The following is a 19,322-nucleotide window of genomic DNA, read 5'->3' on the forward strand; positions in this document are numbered from 1 at the left end:
ATGTGCTTCATGGACAATTTATTAATCGGGCTTTGTGGCTGTCACCAGCGCGTTGACTTCAAGTCTATTGGAAAGATTAATATCTGAAAAGCCGGCGTCCTGTAGCTGAGCTAACGCTACCGATTCACGCATCACGTGATTTTCTGATTCATCGCTAAACAAATGCACTATCCAATGTTCCAGCACATCCAGTTTATTGATCTGGGTTAATACTTTGAAATAACCGCTGACTTCCTGCTGAATGGTTCGCATATGAATGGAGACATTATCTAAAGCGTAACGGTCGCCGTTAATAAATTGACCTCCGGGCTTTAAGATTCTGAAGATCTGCTGCATGACTTCCTTACGATAAGTATCGAGAAAGTTGTGCAAGGTATAGGCCGAGGCCACTATATCGACGCTGTCAGTAGCAATATTTTGTAGCGCCGTTAATGCATCATCGCCGCAAAAAACCAGCTTTCCATTTGTCGCCCATTTGTGCAAATGCTTTTTGGCTTGTTCCTGCATAACCGGCTCGTTATCAATACTAAGAATATTGAAATTATCTGACGCAGCTAACAATGATAAAGTGGTAATACCGGTGCCGCCGCCCAGTTCCACGACATTGAGATTATCGGTTGTTTGCGCCGCATATTCAGCGGCCTTATCGCCTACCAAGCAGCTCATTTTAGTTGCTAACGGGCAGATTAAATTGAGTAACTCATAATCCTGCCCGATAACGCCGGAAAATATATCATCATATTGCGTTTTGTCGATCATCATTGTTTGATTTGTTGTTTACGCTCGAAGGCGCTTAATTGTTCAGTTGTGGACTCGGTTTGAAACTTATCTTTCCACTCGCTATACGGCATACCGTAGACGATTTCTCTGGCTTGCTCGTAATCCATCGCTATGCCCTGCTCTACCGCCTCTGCCATATACCATTTCCTGATTACCCATAAAGAACAGCCAATGTTACAAGAATGTCTATACTGACAGTATCTACCATACGGATGGGATAACGTCATGAAAAACAAAGTTCAATTTCAAAAAGGCTATAGCCTGGGCGAGTTCATGAAAAATTATGGGAGTGAAGGGCAATGCCGAAAAGCCTTGTTTCAGTGGCGCTGGCCTCAAGGCTATGTTTGCCCTGAATGCGGTGGGCAAAGCTACTGCTCCCTGAAAACACGAGTGGTTTATCAGTGCAATCACTGCCACCATCAACATTCCCTCATTAGTGGCACCATTTTTTCTGCGACGAAGCTCCCGTTAACAACTTGGTTTCTCGCGATCCACTTGACCACACAAGCAAAAACTGGCGTTTCTGCCCTTTCACTGCGCCGTCAATTAGGTGTTTCATACAATACCGCCTGGAGCATCAAACAGAAGCTGATGCAAGTAATGAAGGAGCGTGATGATAGTAAGCCGTTATCCGGCGTCATCCAACTGGATGACGTGTATTGGGGCGGCGAACATCGGGGAGGCAAGCGTGGACGGGGTTCACCCAACAAAACACCTTTTGTGGCGGCTGTGTCGGTCAACGAAAAAGGACATCCTATTGCCATGAACATGACTGTGGTCAACGGGTTCCGCTCCAAAGAAATCACTCGTTGGGCGAAGCGCCATCTTAGCACCGACAGTCACGTGGTCTCGGACGGACTGGCCTTGTTACCAAGGCAGGATGCCAGCATACCAGCATCGTAACCGGTGGAGGCCCTGAATGTGTCTCGCTGGAACCCTTCACTTGGGTCAATACGATGATAGGTAATGTCAAAAGGTCGATTGACAGGACTTATCACGCTATCAATCATAAACACCTTCCGCGCTATTTGGCAGAATTTTGTTATCGCTTCAATCGGCGATTTGTCCTTGAGGATATGCTGCCCCGCCTATGTTACGTTGCAGTCAGAACACCACCTATGCCTATGCGGCTACTGAAGATGGCTGAGGATTATGGGTAATCAGGTACCATTTAGCTAGGCAGTTTCGGCAAAAATCCGCCAATATCATTAAATCGATATTTTGAACGTCGGTGTTTTGTTGCAAATGCTTGACTAAGTGTCTGAATGCAGCAGCCTCTAATCCTGTTTTCGTATTTTTATCCACATATTTTCTCCAAAAATAATGAATATTTTAACAGAAACGGTTGTTTAAGCGTGTACATTCCTCACTAAAGATTTTACAATGACCCTCAGTTAAGTTTGCTCCGCACATTATGAAAATTCATAGCTCATCATTAAATTCAACCGTAGGCCTTAACCGGAAAATTGGTGAACATAATGGTGTGCAATATAATGCCGAAAACAAATTATCTGTCGCAAAGGATGCTCCAGACAAAAAAGTTAATCAGCCTTCTACACCTGAAGAGATTAAAAAAACACTGGATAATGTTGGTTTAAGCATTGATTTGACTAGCCAGCATAATTTTATTAAATTAACCGACTTGCGAACCCAAAGAGCACTTTCTGCCTACAATCAGGAATTCAATGCACCGCTGAGAGATCAACGTGCTCAATTGATAACAGGAATAGATGCTTACGCCTGATCACCCTACCCTCAGTTACTCATGAAACAGCTTTTCGAGTTTTTCCCCATACTTTTATTTTTTATCGCGTTTAAACTTTACGATATCTATGTCGCTACCGCCGTTGTCATCATTGCAACCATTGTTCAGGTAGCTTTTGCCTGGTTTAAATACCGTAAGGTCGAGACCATGCAATGGATTACCTTGGGCTTGATTCTGGTGATGGGGGGGGCAACTCTCTACTTACAGGATGAGCAATTTATCAAATGGAAATTGTCTATTATAGAATGGTTATTCGGCGCAGCCTTTTTGGGTAGCCAGTTTATCGGCAAAAAATCCTTTATTGAAAAAATGCTGTCCGGCAGCTTAACTTTGCCAGTATTGATCTGGAAACGATTAAATACTATGTGGGGCTGCTTTTTTATTAGCGTAGGCTTTATCAACCTTTATGTGATGTACAATTACAACACTGATGATTGGGTTACCTTTAAAACATTTGGCGTACCGGCTTTGATGGTTGTTTTTATTTTGTTACAAATGGTGTTTTTATATAAGTACATCCCCGACACAGAGGACTAAAAAAGTGTTATACGCCATTATCAGTGAAGATATAGCGGATAGTCTGGAAAAAAGACTGTCAGTGCGCCCGGCGCATCTCAAACGGCTACAAGAGCTGCAAGATGCCGGACGACTGGTTTTAGCAGGTCCCCATCCTTCAATTGACAGTGACAATCCCGGTGCAGCCGGTTTTACCGGCAGTCTGGTGGTCGCCGAGTTTGAAAACCTTGCAGATGCCCAACAATGGGCGGATGTTGATCCATACAATGATGCCGGGGTTTATGCCAAGGTTATCGTTAAACCATTTAAAAAGGTCTTTCCACAATGACATCCGAGTTAATTAAAAAACTGTTAAATGAAGCTTTTAGTCCAGAGCTTCTAGAAATTATTGATAACAGTGCGGCTCATGCCGGACATGCCGGAGCGCGTAGCGGCGGCGGTCATTATCATGTCACCATTGTCGCTGACGTTTTTGAAGGCCGATCTTTAGTTCAGCGGCACCAGCTTGTTTATAACGCGCTGGGCGACATGATGAAACAACAAATTCATGCCTTAGGCATTAATGCTCTTTCACCCTCTGAAGAAACCAAAGGAAGACTATAAATGAAAAAAAAATTCATCCCCCTACTTATTGTCGGCACAGCATTACTTGCTGGTTGTAATCAAGAACAATCAACTGACACAACAAGCAGCGTTACTCCTGCTGCAACTGCCATTGATAAAGCTGATGCCATTGCAGTTATTAACGGCCAGTATATCCCCAGATCAACGCTGGAAGCACTGGAAAAAGAAATCGCAGAGCGCAGTCACGGGCAGGTTTTTCCTAAAGAAAAATTGATTGAAGAACTCGTTCAGCGTGAATTGCTGGTTCAGGATGCCGTACAAAAGCAACTGGATAAGTCACCTGAATTGGCAGCGCAGCTAGAGGCCGCTAAAAAGGCATTATTAACCCAAGCTAACCTGCAAAACTTCATCAAAGCCAATCCTGTCACTGATGCTGAAGTTAAAGCTGAATACGACAGTAAAATTGCCGCTGAAAAGGGAACCGAATTTAAAGCGCGTCATATCCTGGTTAAAACCGAAGCAGAAGCTAAAAAACTCATTACTGAACTGGGTAAAGGCGCAGATTTTGCCAAATTAGCTAACAAGAATTCATTAGATGCTAAAGAGTCGCAAAATGGCGGTGATTTAGGCTGGTTTTCTGCTGCACAAATGGTTGCTCCTTTCTCTGAAGCCGTGGCTGCACTGGAAAAAGGCAAATACACCAAAGAACCTGTTAAGACCCAATTTGGCTATCATGTCATTTTGAAAGAAGATTCTCGTCCGGTAACGCCTCCTCCATTGGAAGCAGTTAAAGAACAATTGACGCCTTTCCTGCAACGCAAAAAAGTTCAGGACATGATAGAAACATTGCGTAAACAGGCTAAAGTAGAAATATTGGTGCCGCTGACCGATGAACAACCAAAAGCTGAAGCTGCTCCTGCTGTAGAAGCCCCGACTACCACAGCAGCAGAGCCTGCTAAAGCGGTTGAAGGTGAAGAGGCCGTTCCGGCAGCAGAACCTGCCAAAGCTGATGAGCCAGCTCCCGTAGCAGTGCCGGCAGAAACAAAAAAATAAGCACCACACTGTAAGACAAAAAAGGGCGGTTTATCCGCCCTTTTTTTATGTGATTTTTTCCAGGTACTGCACTATAAACTGCACGCTACGGTTGCCTCTGAATTCATTGATGTCCAGTTTGTAAGCCGCCTTGATATGCCGTAACCCCAACCAGTTTTCCGGCTGATCCACATAAAAAGCAATCGCATCGATCAACAAATCGCCGAACGGTTTTCTCAGCACTAATTTAAGATGGCGTTGCCCGACAATACGCGCTTGAATAACATCAAAAACGCCATCAAAAACAGGTTCTGGAAACTCCTGCCCCCAAGTCCCGGCGTTTTGCAATAATTCGGCAAATTCAATAGTCATCTCTTTTTCAGTCAACTCGCCATCGGAATGGATTTTCTGCTCCAAGTCTAAAGTTAGCAGACGCTTACTGACCAAAGCATCAAAAGCCAGGGCAAAAGGCGGATAGTCGTGCATTTTCAAACTCATGCCAGCAGCCATCGCGTGCCCGCCAAATTTACTCAGTAATTTAGGGTGTAGTGCGGCAATATCACTCAATACATCACGAATATGAACGCCTGGAATTGAGCGCGCGGAGCCTTTTATCTCATCTTTTCCGGCAGGCGCAAAAGCAATAACGGGACGATGCAATTGATCTTTAATGCGCGAGGCCAAAATGCCGATAACACCTTGATGCCAGTTGGCATCAAACAAGCAAACGCCCGCAGGCAAATGGTGTTCATCAAGCTTTTTCATCTCGCTTAATAATACCATAGCCTCAGTTTTCATTTGCCCTTCGACCTCGCGCCGGTCACTGTTCAGTTCATCGAGTTGCAGCGCCATTTGTTTTGCCAACGCTGGGTCTTCGGTCAACAGGCATTGAATTCCCAGCGACATATCGTCCATACGACCTGCCGCATTAAGCCTAGGTCCCAGCGCAAAACCCAAATCGGTAGCAAAAATGGCTTCGTGTTTTCTGCCCGATACCTCGATAAGCGCATTTATCCCGGGATGCGAGCGTCCCGTGCGTATTCTCAATAAACCTTGATGAACCAGAACCCGGTTGGTTTGATCCAGAGGCACTACGTCGGCGACCGTACCTAAGGCGACATAATCAAGCAGCTGAGCAAGATTGGGTTCTTGAACCTGGTGCTGCTCGAACCAGTTTTGTTCCCTTAACCGGCTTCTTAACGCCATTAATACATAAAACATAACGCCGACACCGGCAAGTGCGCCTCCGGGAAATTCATCATCGACCAGATTGGGATTTACAATAGCGTCTGCAATAGGCAGCTCATGTCCCGGCAAATGATGATCGGTAATCAGGACTTTTATACCCAGCTCTTTGGCTACCCTAACCCCGTCTATGCTCGATATGCCGTTATCAACGGTAATAATGACATCAGGGTTTTGCAGCTTAACCAGATCGACAATTTCAGGCGTCAAGCCGTAACCGTATTCAAACCGGTTTGGCACGACGAAAGACACCTCCCCTGCCCCCAGTAATTGCAAGCCCTTGATAGCCACGGCGCAACTGGTTGCGCCATCGGCATCGAAATCGGCCACGATGCAAATCCGTTGTTGTTCATTGATGGCTGTGATCAAATGGCCCACCATCTCTTCCATGCCCGATAACAGCCATGGCGACGGAAGTTTCGCCAGCGTCCGGTCAAGTTCGGCTGTAGACGTTAAGCCCCTGGCTAAAAAGATACGTTCCAATATAGGGTGTATTTCGCCCAGGTTAGCGCGTTTTTTTGAGACCGGACGGGTAACGATGGTTTTTTTTACGCCTTGATAATACATGGGTTTTCCAAAAAAATGCGTAGACCAGAATAAGAACACCTAAGCGTAGCGCAAGGTGGCGCGTTTCCGCCTACAGAACTATTTTTGGCTTAATGTTTTGCGTACTTCACGAACAGAGCGATGTCCGTGTTTATATAGACCATTTACTTCACCATCTAAGGATGAACACCGAACGGCGTAACCATTCCGAGAACTTTACGAATCATTGTTTCTTCATCCACTTCTTCGCTAGCTTCAACAGTATTCCCACCTGTTCCGCCAGCTGATATCCGAAATGAAATATTCCCAGTTTCTCGACGTTTCATCTTTACTGGGTAAATTTCTTTGCCTGAGTTAAGGACAAAACAGAATGCGCGTGAGAAGCGATCTTGATCTTTGGGCATTATATTCTCCAGTTAGTATTAAGATACTTTGAGCTTTCCAGCATTTTTCTTGAAATTACATTCATAGCATTCTGCTTGAATGTTTAAAATATCATCCGAACCGCCGTGGTAAATCGGGGTTTTGTGACCTTTTGTCCAAGTATTTTTATAGCGGGGATCTGGCCTTAGTGCTACCTGTGCCCATTCTCGGCCACACACTGCACACGCTGGGCTTTTCGAAAGTAGAGTTTCCCATTCATGCTTTGTATGAGAACCCCCATTTTTCTTAATACGTTCGGCGCGAGCTACAGCCCTCATATTCCTGCAATCCATGCAACGATTCCAACTATTAAACCTTGAGCCTCCGCATTTGGTGCAAATCTTCATTATGAGTCCTAACGTTTAAATTATATGTTACCCCGTCCGCAGGGTTTATTGCATGATTCAAAAATAGCAACCGTATAGGAACGTTTGGAACTTCGTGTCTTCGTGGTGAAAGTCTGTTTACAAACAATCCAAAATAGCTCTCTTAACCGCATCCAGGCTGGCTTCAATGGTTACCGGATGCGCCGCCGTGCATTGCGCTATAGCCGTATCGGGATCTTTTAAGCCGTTGCCGGTTAAGGTACACACGATTTTACTGCCTTCGGGGATTTTCCCGGAAGCAATATCATGCAAGGCTCCGGCTAGAGAAGTCGCCGAGGCTGGCTCGCAAAAAATACCTTCATACTGGGACAGCATTTTTTGTGCGGCTAAAATCTGTTCATCGGTGAACTTGTCAAACCAGCCACCGGACTCTTTTTGTGCTGCCCACGCAAAATCCCAGGATTGCGGATGGCCGATGCGTATGGCTGTGGCAATGGTTTCCGGCTCATCGATCATGTGACCTGCTACGAACGGTGCGGCTCCGGCAGCCTGATAACCGCACATGACCGGACGCTTAGCGGTGACGGCTTTGTGGGTTGCCGACTCGGTTGAATACTCTTTATAGCCTTTCCAGTAGGCGGTGATATTTCCGGCATTCCCGACAGGAAGACAGTGATAATCAGGCGCGAAACCGAGATCATCGACAATTTCAAAAGCGGCAGTTTTTTGCCCGTCAATTCTGAATGGATTGATCGAGTTAACGATCGTAACTGGGGCTTGTTCGGCGACTTCTTTAACCAGCGCCATGCCTTTATCGAAGTTGCCGTTGATCTGGATGATTTCAGCGCCGTACATTAAGGTTTGCGCGAGCTTGCCCTGGGCGATTTTGCCATCGGGTATTAATACGAAAGCTTTAATGCCGGCGCGTGCCGCGTAGGCTGCGGCAGAAGCCGAGGTATTGCCGGTTGAGGCGCAGATGATGACTTGACTGCCGGCTTCTACGGCTTTGGTAACCGCCATGGTCATGCCGCGATCCTTGAATGAGCCGGTAGGGTTCAGGCCTTCAAATTTGACATAAATATCAACCGACTTGCCGATCAATCGCGGGATATTTTGCAATTGGATCAGCGGCGTATTGCCTTCGTTCAAGCTGATGATACGGGTGGTTGCGCTGACGGGCAGACGATCTCTGTAACGTTCTATTAAACCGGTGTAATGTTTGTGCGTAGACATATATTTTATTTATCCTAAAGTTTCCAGGCGGATGCGGTTGACTTTACCGGTAACGGTTTTTAATGCTTCAATCTCAGCGATAGCCGAGTTCATTTCCTTTTCAAGCGTGATCTGAGTCAGTATGATAATCGGTATCGAAGTTTCGTTGTCCAACGGTTTTTCCTGCCTAATGGCTTTAATGCTTATTTGATGATTGGCCAGAATCCGGGTTACTTCGGCCAAAACTCCCGGTTTATCTTCAGCATTAAGCCGCAGGTAATAAGATGTTCGAAATAGTTCCGATGGCAATACCGGAATATCGGCTAAGGCATTGGCCTGAAAGGCTAAATGCGGCACACGATTTTCAGGGTCGCTGGTTAAGGCTCTGACCACATCAATGACATCGGCGACTACCGAGGATGCAGTCGGTTCGGCTCCGGCTCCGGCTCCATAATAAAGCGTAGCGCCGACTGCATCGCCTTTAACCAGCACGGCATTCATCACGCCGTCTACGTTGGCGATAAGGCGACGTTCAGGGATCAGCGTCGGATGTACTCTTAATTCGATTCCTTCCGGCGTTTTGCGGGCGATGCCCAGATGTTTAATGCGGTAACCCAGTTGTTCCGCGTACTCGACATCGGCGCGGGTGATTTTGGTAATACCCTCGGTATAAACCTTGTCAAACTGTAGCGGGATGCCAAAAGCAATCGAAGCCAGAATGGTTAATTTATGGCCGGCATCTATGCCTTCCACATCAAAAGTGGGATCGGCTTCTGCATAGCCCAGGGCTTGCGCTTCGGCTAATACGTCGGCAAAATCGCGGCCTTTATCGCGCATTTCGGTCAGGATAAAATTACCCGTGCCATTGATGATGCCTGCTAACCATTCAATCTGGTTGCCGCTTAAACCTTCACGTATGGCTTTGATAATGGGAATGCCTCCGGCAACAGCAGCTTCAAAGGCGACGATGACGCCTTTTTCGCTGGCTTTGGCAAAAATCTCATTGCCATGCAAAGCAATCAGCGACTTATTGGCGGTAACGACATGCTTGCCGTTTGCTATGGCTGTTAACACCATATCTTTGACCGGTCCTGCTCCGCCAATGAGTTCAAGAATGATTTCAATTTCGGGGTCATTGATGATTTCATAAGGATCGGTCGTTAAGGCGATACCTTGCGTGTCGCAAATACGCTGCTTGTTTAAATCATTTGCCGAGGCACGGGTGATGATAATTTCACGCCCTGCTCTGCGGGCAATTTCTGCCGCATTTCGCTTCAACACATTGACCGTACCGCCACCGACAGTACCTAACCCTAATACACCTACTTTTACCGGTTTCAAATAAAACTCCAGTTAAAAAAATATTATCATTCCTACAGGAAGTATCACTGCCATTAAGTGTATAGTGTGGGCGCGAATAAATGCGCGCCCACACTATACAACCATAACTATTTTCGGCTTAACTTAATGACGGTGATACGAGTATGGGAACGATGAAAACGTAGCATTATATAACTTTGTCTTTTTTCATCATATTGCGGATACCACGAACCGCCTGACGGGTGCGGTGTTCATTCTCAATTAAACCGAACCGGACATGATCGTCGCCATGTTGGCCGAAACCAATGCCCGGAGAAACCGCCACTTTGGCCTCTGCCAGCAGTTTTTTGGAGAACTCAAGCGAGCCCATGTGCTGATATGCGTCGGGAATACGTGCCCAGACAAACATGGTCGCTTTCGGTTTTTCAACCGGCCATCCTGCTGCCACTAATCCGTCGCACAGTACGTCACGTCTTTTACGGTACATCTCGGCAATTTCAGTAACGCATTCCTGCGGACCCTCAAGAGCTGCAATCGCGGCAATTTGGATCGGCGTAAAGGTGCCGTAATCCAGATAAGATTTAATGCGTGCCAAAGCCGCAACCAGTTCTTTGTTGCCGCACATAAAGCCTACACGCCAGCCCGGCATATTGTAACTTTTCGATAACGAGAAAAACTCTACTGCGATGTCTTTTGCGCCTTCGACTTGAAGAATTGACGGCGCTTTGTAGCCGTCGAAAACAATATCCGCATAAGCGATATCCTGTACTACCCAGATGTTATGTTCTTTGGCGATGGCGACAATTTTTTCAAAAAAATCCAGTTCCACGCACTGACTGGTAGGATTTCCGGGAAAATTAAGAATCAGCATTTTCGGTTTCGGCCATGAATCGATAATGGCTTTTTCCAGTTCATCAAAGAAATCACCGCCCGGAATCATCGGTACATGTCTAAGATCGGCACCGGCAATCACTACGCCATACGGATGTATCGGGTAAGCTGGGTTGGGTACCAGCACCACATCCCCCGGTCCTAAAGTAGCCAGCGCCAAATGTGCCAAACCTTCTTTTGAACCTATGGTCACAATAGCTTCAGTTTCCGGGTCTAAATCGACATCATAGCGATTTTTATACCAAGTACAGATGGCTTTTCTTAATCGGGGTATGCCTTTGGAAACCGAATAACGATGCGTATCGGGACGCTGGACGGCTTCAATCATTTTTTGGACAATATGATCGGGCGTAGGTTGGTCGGGATTGCCCATGCCAAAATCGATAATGTCTTCTCCCTCCGCTCGAGCTTTAGCTTTCAGCTCATTGACAATGTTAAAAACGTAAGGAGGTAAACGACTTATTCTTTGAAATTGTTCCATCGACAGCTCTTGAAAAACCGGTGTTTAAGTTAAAAAATATTACCTAAGGTACTGTTATTAATAGGCTACGTCAAATGTAAACAGTACTCAGGCAGGCTCTAGTGTTTTAAAAGTAATACTTGTTCTACGCGCAGTAAGTCTTCTTGTGTATCGACTCCGGCGGCAGGTGTTTGATCTACGATTTTTACCCGAACAGCTTCGCCGTGCCATAGTATTCTCAGTTGTTCAAGCGATTCGATCGATTCGAGCATGGACGCATCCCACAGGCAGTAGCGGTTTAAAAAATCAACTGTATAAGCGTACATGCCTATATGCCTGAGATAGGGGAATTTCCCTGAGGGCTTGCCGCCTGCTAGGGTAAATGTATCCCTTTCCCATGGAATCGGTGCGCGGCTGAAATAAAGCGCGTAACCGGCTTTATTCAAAACTACTTTGACGGCATTAGGATTGAAAATTTCTTCGAGATCGCTGATTTTGGCGGCCAGCGTGGCAATACCTGCCTGTTGTTGACCGGCTAATGCCGCAGCAACATCACGGATATAGGTCGGTGGAATAAGCGGTTCATCGCCTTGCAGATTCACGATGATTTCATCACCAGCCCAGCTGCATAGTTTTGCAACCTCGGCAATTCTTTCGGTGCCGCTTTGATGATCCGGGCGGGTCATGACCGCTTTAAACCCTAAGTCACTGACGACTTGAAAAATCCGGTCATCGTCGGTGGCGACAATAACGTCATCAGCATCGGCTTCCTGTGCGCGTTCACAGACATGCGCAATCATCGGCTTGCCTGCGATGTTCAGCAACGGTTTTCCCGGCAATCGTGTCGATCCGTATCTTGCCGGGATGACGACTTTAAAACGCACACTCATTTGGCTAATGCGTCGATTTCATCGTTGGTTAACTCGCGGGCTTCATCTTCAAGCATAACCGGAATATCGTCACGGATAGGAAAAGCAATCCGGTCGGCTTTGCAGATAAGTTCCTGCTTAGACTTGTCATAAATTAACGGACTCTTGCATAAAGGACAAGCCAGAATATCAAGCAGTTTTTTATCTATCATGGTTTTCTCGTAGTTGAAGTAAGTGGCAAAACTCGCCTTTCAGGCATTTTACAGTATTTTACAGTATTTTTAAGCAGCCTGTTTCATGCGCGTGCCGGTTCATCATCAAGCATCTCAGCCGTTCATCTAACCTGAATCGACAGAAATTGTTAACTATGGTCAAATAAGATCAGCTGAAAACAGAGTTTTTCTGAGTAACTGAGGATTTCAACATGACTGCGGCGCTACCTGTGTGTTTATATTGCATGACTCAGGCTATCGCATTGCTTATTGCTGCGAACGGCGCACCGGTTCTGGTCAATAAAATACTGGGCAAGCGTTGGGCATGGCCGGTGGATAATAAATTAAAACTGCGCGACGGCCATCGCTTGTTTGGCAATACCAAAACCTGGCGCGGCTTGTGTTCAGCCATTTTAACTACAACCCTGATAGCCATTTTAAGCGGAATAGAACCTTTAACGGGGGCATTATTCGGTGCCTCGGCAATGGTTGGAGACATGCTGGCAAGCTTTATCAAACGCCGAATGGGATGCGTCGAAAGCAGCCGGACGCGAGGTCTCGACACGGTGCCTGAATCACTGTTGCCGATATGGCTGTTAAAAGAGCCACTGGCGTTAAGTCTGATCGACATCGTTTTAATTGTCGCGCTTTTTTTCCTAATTGAGGAATTGATTTCACCGGTACTTTACCGGTTGCATATTCGCAAGCGGCCTTATTAAACTAACTACTCTATGAATAAAAAAGGATTACGAGTATTAACCTACAACATCCATAAAGGCTTTAATGTCGGCAACCGGCGGTTTGTGTTGCACCAGATCCGTGATGCATTGATAGCCGCCGACGCCGATTTAATGTTTTTGCAGGAAATGCAAGGTGAGCACCGGCGCCATCAGCAAAAAATCCCCGACTGGTCGGTTTTATCCCAGCTTGAGTTTCTTGCCGAAAACACCTGGCCTTACCACGTTTACGGTAAGAATGCCGTTTACAATGCCGGCCATCACGGCAATGCAATCCTGAGCAAACATCCGTTCGAGCGCTGGGAAAACATCAATGTATCGCCCTTCCCCTGGGCCAGTCGCAGCCTGTTGCATGGCGTTATTCGACTGCCAGGGATGGTGACCGAGACTGTTCCTGACAGTCCTCGGCATTCCCCCCATCCTTGGGGGTCAGGAGTGCCGCAAGCGATAAAGAATCGATGCGACCGACTTCCGGAGAACGGTCAGGATGTGCATATTATGTGCATACATTTCGGTTTGACCGGCAAAGAGCGCCGCCTGCAAATAGGCAAATTATCGGTGCGTATCGACAGCCATGTGCCGCATGATGCGCCGCTGATTATAGCCGGTGATTTTAACGACTGGCTGGGACAGGCTGACCGACTGTTCCATGATCGTCTGGGCTTGCAAGAGATTTTTCAGGTAACTCATGGCCGTTATGCGCGAAGCTTTCCGTCTTGGTTGCCCTTTTTACCGATGGATCGCATTTATTTTCGCGGTTTAACTCCGGTATCGTGTGAACGCCTGACCCATGCGCCGTGGCATACACTGTCGGATCATACGCCATTGACGGCTACGTTTAGCTTATGAGTAGCACTCAGTCCAAACTAACCCTGCCTAACCTGCTGACCGGGTTTCGCTTTGTGGCAGCGCCGGTGTTGCTGTGGCTGGCATGGTATGATCACCCAATTGCCTTCATGGGACTGCTGGCGATTACCTTCGCTACCGACTTGCTCGATGGCGTAATCGCTCGCTTGACCGGACAAGTTTCTCAGTTTGGTGCCGCCCTCGACAGCTGGGCGGATGTCATCACTTACCTGACCGTTGCGCTAAGTTGTTGGTGGTTATGGCCTGATGTGGTCAGCAGAGAACTGCTTTATGTTGGTCTAATTATTGCCAGTTGCCTGTTACCTGCCCTAGTGGGAATTTTTAAATTCGGGCGATTTACCAGCTATCATACTTGGGGGGCGAAAATCGCCGCCGCTACTATGGGCTTGACTTTGTATATGCTTTTTCTGGGCGGCCCTACATGGCCGTTTCGCGTAGCTGCCGTGATGTGTGTCGTTGCGGCAATAGAAGAAATAATGATCACTTGGCTTTTGCCTGAACCTGAATCGAATCTACGCTCAGTCTGGGATGTGTTGAAGCGTTCAGTGCGGAATGATCGCAAAAGATAAATCTGTATTTTATTTGCTTAAAATAAGCAGTATTTAAAGATTGCTAACAAGTTTTTCGTATGGTAGTAAGAACGCTGTATACGCTGTTCCGGTGTTCTTTTTGAGACGGTAATGACCCTTGATTTTTTACGGAAATGGTCGGCTTAATTTCACGTATTGGTTTTGGCGATGAAGGCATCTAGATAAGCCATTCTCGTCTGATGCTTGATCTATAACAACAAAAGCGCCTGATGAGTAATGAAACTTATTAGCTTAAAGGAGTTAAGCTCATCTTATTCCTGTCTTACCTTGTTTATCAACAAAATAGAAACAATCTATTGCTTTTTACCTATATTGTAGGTCTATAGCCATATGCGTATAATCTTTAATCATTCGGAAGCAAGCTATATTATTTAATTTTATCGTTAGACTAATGTGCTTATCATTGGAATACATAGACTTATTTTTAGTGTGCTTCATTTCAAATATTATTTGCAAGCGTTGCTGTTTTAAGCAACATTGCCATGAGATCAAGATTTAATAGTTGATCTCTAAAAGTTTCATGTACCTCCTCGTAGTGTGAAAGTTCAGAGCTATCCAGTATCTGTACATCTTACCTCCCTTTTCCTCTGGAATCGGGAGGTTTTTTTTGCCTCCAGAGATGTGTAGGCAAGGGGCGCGAGCAGGAGCGGAAGCCTTGACTACAGGGATTGTGGGAAAGGGACAATCGCGAGAGTAGCATAGCTATGCTATGTGCCGATAAGCAAATATATGTCTATGCAGTCGTAAGGCACTTATTTTTAACAACTACAATCCCGCAAGCCAACTCTGGATTTTTTCATCAGCCTGCCAGGCTAAATCAGTAAAACCACTAATTGCACCAGCCGCATCAGGCGTTTTAGTAGGCTGTTGTAGGTGAAATTCCTGTGTACCAACCTTCTTATTATCAGAATATGCTTCCACAAAAAAACGTAATATCACTCGCGCTCGATCTGGCGCATCGAATTGCTGCTCAAAATTCCGTAGCTTAACTATTAAGGCGTAATTCTGGGTTTTGTCGCTAGAACTCAGCAACTGCTCAAACAATTCGGGCGGCGATGCAATCCAGCGATCCAATCCGTAAAAATTAACTTGCGATGGCGAGGCAAAAAGCAATCGATAACGAATACGATTATCCCAAAGCCAAGTTGGTGCATTGACAGTAATCAATGCTCTGCTTTGCTGAGGCGCGACTGACACAGGCAAACCAAAATCATGCAATGCGAGTTGTTTGACGGGAACGCTACAACCCACATTAAAAAACACTAACCAGCCGATTAACAAATACCTCATTTCGGTTCCTTATAGTCCGGTTCACCCGGCCCTGAATCTCGTTGACTCGGCCCCAACAATAATTCCTGTGGGTTATTTTCTAATATCGTGGCGACTCTTTTTACCTGTTGCGCTGTCGATTGCAATTCGGTTAGCAGTTTATTAACTTTCGGTAATGTAGATTGGGTCAAAGCATCGCCGGTATTCTTTCCGCTATCGACTAGATTACCTGCTTTTACGCTAAGGTTTTGCACTTCCCCGGTTAATTTTTGTAAATCGTTAGTCAACCCATCAATATTTGTCAGGGTTTTTCTGGCATCGGTAGTCAATGCAGGGATACCCGTCAGCGCCTTATCAACGCTCTTTTGTAACTCGGAAAGCTTGTCGGTTAATGTTTTCAAGTTACTTAATATACCGCCGATATTCTTTTCATTTTCATCATTTAATAACGAGCTAAGCCGCTGCATTAAATGATCGGCCTTATGTAACAGCTCTTCTCCCGTATCCATTAGCCTGTCTGTCAACGATGGCACCAAATGAATATGAGTCATGGGATTATCCCCCGGCGGCAATACTTCGGAAATAGCACCAGAATCTTCCAGTTGAATCTGAGTCAGGCCGGTGACGCCTTTTAAACGCAAGGTCGCGTATACCCCTTTACTCAGCACGATGTTTTTATCGACCTCAACAGGAATAAGAATGATGCCGGAATCTAAAGGATCAAACTTAACTTTAAGCACCTTTCCCACTGCTATGCCTCGGTAAAAGACCGTCGATTCAGGATTAAGGCCCGACACCGACTCTCTGGTTGAAATGATATAGAGATTACGCTCTTGATTCATGGTGCCAATCCAGAAAACAATTGCTGTCGATGCCGTGACCAAAGCAATCAAAAACAACCCGGTAATCAGTGCATGGTTTTCTCTACCCATGAGCAGTCTCCTGATACTGAAATACCCGTTCAGCGCGTCTATTGTGAAAAAATTCTGCTACAAAGGGATGCTTGCAGTTTAAAACATCGGCCAGTGTTCCAAAAGCAACCATTTTATTATCTGCCAGTACGGCAACCTTGGTACACAAATCCCTTAATATATCCAAATCGTGGGTCACCATGACTACCGTAAAATGCAGATCCTTATGCAGCTCGAATAACAGGCTGACAAAATCTTCGCTAGAAATGGGATCGAGACCGGAAGTCGGCTCATCGAGCAGCAACAATCCTGGTTCCAGCACCATAGTGCGGGCCAATGCTACCCGCTTGATCATACCTCCCGATAAAGCAGCCGGCTTTAACCAGGCGTCACTGTCAGCCAAGCCCACCATTGCCAGCTTCATAAACACGATTCGTGCAATTAATTCTTCATCATGGAAACCCAGTTCCCGCAGCGGGAAGGCAATATTATCAAAAACATTTAGAACGCTAAATAATGCGCCTTTCTGGAACAGTACGCCGCAATTGTTACGCAACCGCTGGCCATGATCTGAATGAGCATGTTTCAACGATTGCCCCATCACGAACACCTCACCCTGAGTGGGCGTTTGTAGGCCTATTATTTCGCGCAGCAAAGTGGTTTTTCCACAACCTGATGCGCCCACTAATCCCAAAATTTCTCCATGCTCCAAACAAAGATTAATATCCTGATGAACAATTTTGTCTGTGCCTTTGTCAGGATCGCCAAAGCTGGTCCAGACATGCTCCAGCTGTATTGCGTAGGAGTCACTCATGGCATACCGACATCCATAAACAAAATGGCAAATACCGCATCGACCATAATCACCACGGTAATCGCAGCGACTACCGAATTAGTGGTCTCATTACCTAAGCTTTCGGTATTCGGTTTGATCCGAAAACCAAAATGACAGGCAATAAGGGCAATCATCAATCCGAATACCGCACTTTTCAATAGACTGATAAGAACGTTAATCAGCGGTACCACATCAGGTAATTTAAGAAAAAACTGCTGATAACTAATATCCAGCGTATTTTGCGCCGAAACCATCCCGCCTATCAGCGCCATAGAACTGGTCCATACACCAATTAGCGGCAAGACTATGGTCAATGCTATCACCTTAGGCAAAATCAGGCGTAAGGAATGGGATATGCCCATCGCCGATAACGCATCGAGTTCCTCGGTTACTCGCATAATGCCGATTTGCGCGGTCATTGCCGAACCAGATCGACCAGCAACCAAAATGGCTGCCAGCAAAGGGCCTAATTCACGAATGACACTCAAGCCCAAAATATCGATGATATAAATCTCTGCCCCAAAAATCTTCAATTGAAGCGCCGATAAGTAACTGAGCACGATGCCGATCAAAAAGCCTACTAGGGCAGTGATTCCTAAAGCCCGAACCCCTGACTCATAAATCGTGATGGAAATTTCCGACCAGGGAATTTCGCCCGGATGCAGCAACAGATAACTCATATCCAAAACCAGCTGACCTAATAAAGTCACTAAGTGCAGCAATTGTTCCAAAAAGTTGGCAAACAGTTGATAGCCGTATTTAATAATCAGACTTGAACGAGGACCGACCGGTTCAGCTTCTGAAATTGTCTGGGCTTGCCAGCGCTCGAACAAACGTTGATGCTCAGGCAGCATCTTCAAAGCAACCGGCAGCTTTTTACCCCATGCTTTCCAGAGTATCAACGCGCTGGCGCTGTCGAGTACGTCGATTGAGTTCATATCCCATTGAATGTTTTCATTTGCTGCGTACGAGCTTATTTTTAGATTTAGCTCAGGTGCGGAGACTAGACTGCGAAGATTCCAACAGCCTGACAATTTGACACAATCTTGTCCGTCGTCTTGTGCAACGATCTCCAATGCAGGAGGTCTATCCTGATTTATTAAGGTGTCAGTCATAGGGATGTGCATTGTTTTTAACCTAAAAATTTAGCGATTAACTCTCCAGCCAATCAATCTCAGCATCCGAAAAACCAGCAATTTTGCGTAATTCCCGGTTAAACGGGCCTTTAGGTTTACCGCCAATATAGTATTGATCGATTAACTCGCAATATTTGGCTTCAGCCTCGAAACCGCGTTGCTGACAAACAAATTTAAACCAGTAAGAACCCCGTTCTACATGCCTTACTTCGTCGGTCAAAATGCGCGTTAAAATTGCTACACTTGCATCATCACCCAGTATCCTGAATTTTTCAATAAGCGCGGGTGTTACATCCAGTCCTCGCGCTTCCATACAGCGTGGAACCATCGCCAACCGGCCAAGCAAATCATCGGCAGTATCTTTAGCATGATCCCACAAGCCGCTATGTGCCGGTAAATCTCCATACTCAATCTCTATAGCCCGTAGATGCATCCTGATTAATTCAAAATGCTGAGCTTCTTCATCAGCAACACGTAACCAATCCTGATAAAATTGGTCGGGCATGCCACGAAAACGATATAAAATATCCCAGGCCAGATAAATGGCGACAAATTCAACATGGGCAATGGCATGAAAAAAAGCCGCGACACCTGCGGTTGTGGTTAGTTTTCGCCGGGGCATCTGACGCGGAGCCAATAACTCCGGCCGTGCGGGAAACGTTACCCTATCTATCGGCAATACCGGCCGATCCGAAGTAAACGATAATCCCCCGGAAATATGTGTATGCCAAGCCTGATGCGTCAGCGCCAACTTTTCATCGATACTAATCGGCTGAAAAAACGCCTCAGTAAATTCAAATAAATTTTTCATTTACA

23 protein-coding genes and 2 pseudogenes are annotated in these 19,322 nt (G+C 46.0%); 9 read left to right on the forward strand and 16 right to left on the reverse strand.

Translation table 11 applies throughout. The annotated features are described in order from the left end of the window. Positions 1 to 21 precede the first annotated feature (21 nt). Together ABXJ76_RS09020 and ABXJ76_RS09025 are read right to left on the reverse strand one after the other, a co-directional pair. On the reverse strand, positions 22 to 762 hold the full coding sequence (locus tag ABXJ76_RS09020) for a class I SAM-dependent methyltransferase (protein WP_432746203.1): 741 nt from the start codon (positions 760 to 762) through the stop codon (positions 22 to 24). Next, complete coding sequence (locus tag ABXJ76_RS09025) at positions 759 to 917, reverse strand: DUF1244 domain-containing protein (protein ID WP_432746205.1); 159 nt, start codon at positions 915 to 917, stop codon at positions 759 to 761. The genes ABXJ76_RS09020 and ABXJ76_RS09025 overlap by 4 nt, the downstream gene beginning before the upstream one ends. An 88-nt stretch (positions 918 to 1,005) precedes the next feature. Here ABXJ76_RS09025 and ABXJ76_RS09030 point away from each other — a divergent pair. After that, positions 1,006 to 1,940: pseudogene (locus ABXJ76_RS09030) on the forward strand (IS1595 family transposase). 4 nt (positions 1,941 to 1,944) lie between these two features. Here ABXJ76_RS09030 and ABXJ76_RS09035 read toward each other — a convergent pair. Next, positions 1,945 to 2,085 (reverse strand): annotated as a pseudogene (locus ABXJ76_RS09035) (DUF1244 domain-containing protein); the annotation flags it as partial. 109 nt (positions 2,086 to 2,194) lie between these two features. Here ABXJ76_RS09035 and ABXJ76_RS09040 point away from each other — a divergent pair. The 5 genes from ABXJ76_RS09040 to ABXJ76_RS09060 are packed head-to-tail and all read left to right on the forward strand — an operon-like array spanning position 2,195 to position 4,678. Further along, positions 2,195 to 2,524 (forward strand): hypothetical protein, encoded by a 330-nt coding sequence (locus ABXJ76_RS09040; RefSeq protein WP_432746207.1) that lies wholly within the window; start codon positions 2,195 to 2,197, stop codon positions 2,522 to 2,524. 21 nt (positions 2,525 to 2,545) lie between these two features. Continuing rightward, a complete protein-coding gene (locus ABXJ76_RS09045) occupies positions 2,546 to 3,082 on the forward strand; it encodes a septation protein A (protein ID WP_432746209.1) in 537 nt (178 codons plus the stop codon). 4 nt (positions 3,083 to 3,086) lie between these two features. Continuing rightward, positions 3,087 to 3,389 carry a YciI family protein gene (locus ABXJ76_RS09050; protein ID WP_432746210.1) on the forward strand — a complete coding sequence of 101 codons (303 nt, stop codon included), beginning with the start codon at positions 3,087 to 3,089 and terminating at the stop codon, positions 3,387 to 3,389. Then, positions 3,386 to 3,664 (forward strand): BolA family protein, encoded by a 279-nt coding sequence (locus ABXJ76_RS09055; protein WP_432746212.1) that lies wholly within the window; start codon positions 3,386 to 3,388, stop codon positions 3,662 to 3,664. The genes ABXJ76_RS09050 and ABXJ76_RS09055 overlap by 4 nt, the downstream gene beginning before the upstream one ends. Then, positions 3,665 to 4,678 carry a peptidylprolyl isomerase gene (locus tag ABXJ76_RS09060; protein ID WP_432746214.1) on the forward strand — a complete coding sequence of 338 codons (1,014 nt, stop codon included), beginning with the start codon at positions 3,665 to 3,667 and terminating at the stop codon, positions 4,676 to 4,678. It begins immediately after the preceding gene. A 45-nt stretch (positions 4,679 to 4,723) separates the two neighbouring features. On the opposite strand, the gene recJ is transcribed toward ABXJ76_RS09060, so the two are convergent. The 8 genes from recJ to ABXJ76_RS09100 form a co-directional block, all read right to left on the reverse strand. Next, on the reverse strand, positions 4,724 to 6,469 hold the full coding sequence (gene recJ / locus ABXJ76_RS09065) for a single-stranded-DNA-specific exonuclease RecJ (protein ID WP_432746216.1): 1,746 nt from the start codon (positions 6,467 to 6,469) through the stop codon (positions 4,724 to 4,726). A 155-nt stretch (positions 6,470 to 6,624) separates the two neighbouring features. Next, on the reverse strand, positions 6,625 to 6,852 hold the full coding sequence (locus ABXJ76_RS09070; protein ID WP_432746218.1) for a hypothetical protein: 228 nt from the start codon (positions 6,850 to 6,852) through the stop codon (positions 6,625 to 6,627). 18 nt (positions 6,853 to 6,870) lie between these two features. Continuing rightward, positions 6,871 to 7,218 (reverse strand): HNH endonuclease, encoded by a 348-nt coding sequence (locus ABXJ76_RS09075; RefSeq protein WP_432746220.1) that lies wholly within the window; start codon positions 7,216 to 7,218, stop codon positions 6,871 to 6,873. 117 nt (positions 7,219 to 7,335) lie between these two features. Further along, positions 7,336 to 8,430 carry a threonine synthase gene (gene thrC, locus ABXJ76_RS09080; protein WP_432746221.1) on the reverse strand — a complete coding sequence of 365 codons (1,095 nt, stop codon included), beginning with the start codon at positions 8,428 to 8,430 and terminating at the stop codon, positions 7,336 to 7,338. Between the two features lie 9 nt (positions 8,431 to 8,439). After that, positions 8,440 to 9,750, reverse strand: coding sequence for a homoserine dehydrogenase (locus ABXJ76_RS09085; RefSeq protein WP_432746223.1), 1,311 nt, complete (start codon positions 9,748 to 9,750; stop codon positions 8,440 to 8,442). A 166-nt stretch (positions 9,751 to 9,916) separates the two neighbouring features. Then, a complete protein-coding gene (gene alaC, locus ABXJ76_RS09090; protein WP_432746224.1) occupies positions 9,917 to 11,101 on the reverse strand; it encodes an alanine transaminase in 1,185 nt (394 codons plus the stop codon). Positions 11,102 to 11,199: 98 nt separating this feature from the next. Next, entirely contained in the window at positions 11,200 to 11,970 is a 771-nt protein-coding gene (gene kdsB, locus ABXJ76_RS09095) for a 3-deoxy-manno-octulosonate cytidylyltransferase (RefSeq protein WP_432746226.1), read from the reverse strand. Next, on the reverse strand, positions 11,967 to 12,161 hold the full coding sequence (locus tag ABXJ76_RS09100) for a Trm112 family protein (protein WP_432746228.1): 195 nt from the start codon (positions 12,159 to 12,161) through the stop codon (positions 11,967 to 11,969). The genes kdsB and ABXJ76_RS09100 overlap by 4 nt, the downstream gene beginning before the upstream one ends. A gap of 212 nt (positions 12,162 to 12,373) precedes the next feature. Here ABXJ76_RS09100 and ABXJ76_RS09105 point away from each other — a divergent pair, with 212 nt between their 5' ends. Genes ABXJ76_RS09105 through ABXJ76_RS09115 form a run of 3 tightly spaced genes read left to right on the forward strand, consistent with a single transcriptional unit; the run spans position 12,374 to position 14,334 of the window. Next, positions 12,374 to 12,880, forward strand: coding sequence for a CDP-archaeol synthase (locus tag ABXJ76_RS09105; RefSeq protein WP_432746230.1), 507 nt, complete (start codon positions 12,374 to 12,376; stop codon positions 12,878 to 12,880). 12 nt (positions 12,881 to 12,892) lie between these two features. Then, the gene (locus ABXJ76_RS09110) at positions 12,893 to 13,747 is read left to right on the forward strand and encodes an endonuclease/exonuclease/phosphatase family protein (RefSeq protein ID WP_432746232.1); all 855 of its coding nucleotides are present in this window, start codon (positions 12,893 to 12,895) and stop codon (positions 13,745 to 13,747) included. Further along, entirely contained in the window at positions 13,744 to 14,334 is a 591-nt protein-coding gene (locus tag ABXJ76_RS09115; RefSeq protein WP_432746234.1) for a CDP-alcohol phosphatidyltransferase family protein, read from the forward strand. The genes ABXJ76_RS09110 and ABXJ76_RS09115 overlap by 4 nt, the downstream gene beginning before the upstream one ends. 786 nt (positions 14,335 to 15,120) lie before the next feature. On the opposite strand, the gene ABXJ76_RS09120 is transcribed toward ABXJ76_RS09115, so the two are convergent. The 5 genes from ABXJ76_RS09120 to ABXJ76_RS09140 all read right to left on the reverse strand — a co-directional run bounded on the left by ABXJ76_RS09120 (position 15,121) and on the right by ABXJ76_RS09140 (position 19,317). Next, entirely contained in the window at positions 15,121 to 15,645 is a 525-nt protein-coding gene (locus tag ABXJ76_RS09120) for an ABC-type transport auxiliary lipoprotein family protein (RefSeq protein ID WP_432746236.1), read from the reverse strand. Next, positions 15,642 to 16,556: an MlaD family protein gene (locus ABXJ76_RS09125; protein WP_432746237.1), complete on the reverse strand. Its 915-nt coding sequence runs from the start codon at positions 16,554 to 16,556 to the stop codon at positions 15,642 to 15,644. Before ABXJ76_RS09125 ends, ABXJ76_RS09120 begins: the two co-directional genes overlap by 4 nt. Next, complete coding sequence (locus tag ABXJ76_RS09130; RefSeq protein WP_432746239.1) at positions 16,549 to 17,349, reverse strand: ABC transporter ATP-binding protein; 801 nt, start codon at positions 17,347 to 17,349, stop codon at positions 16,549 to 16,551. The genes ABXJ76_RS09125 and ABXJ76_RS09130 overlap by 8 nt, the downstream gene beginning before the upstream one ends. Then, positions 17,346 to 18,308: an MlaE family ABC transporter permease gene (locus tag ABXJ76_RS09135; RefSeq protein ID WP_432746241.1), complete on the reverse strand. Its 963-nt coding sequence runs from the start codon at positions 18,306 to 18,308 to the stop codon at positions 17,346 to 17,348. The genes ABXJ76_RS09130 and ABXJ76_RS09135 overlap by 4 nt, the downstream gene beginning before the upstream one ends. Before the next feature lie 214 nt (positions 18,309 to 18,522). Then, a complete protein-coding gene (locus ABXJ76_RS09140) occupies positions 18,523 to 19,317 on the reverse strand; it encodes a ferritin-like domain-containing protein (protein WP_432746242.1) in 795 nt (264 codons plus the stop codon). Positions 19,318 to 19,322: the final 5 nt, after the last annotated feature.

It is taken from the genome of Methylobacter arcticus (assembly GCF_050917435.1).
In the GTDB taxonomy this organism is placed as follows: domain Bacteria; phylum Pseudomonadota; class Gammaproteobacteria; order Methylococcales; family Methylomonadaceae; genus Methylobacter_A; species Methylobacter_A titanis.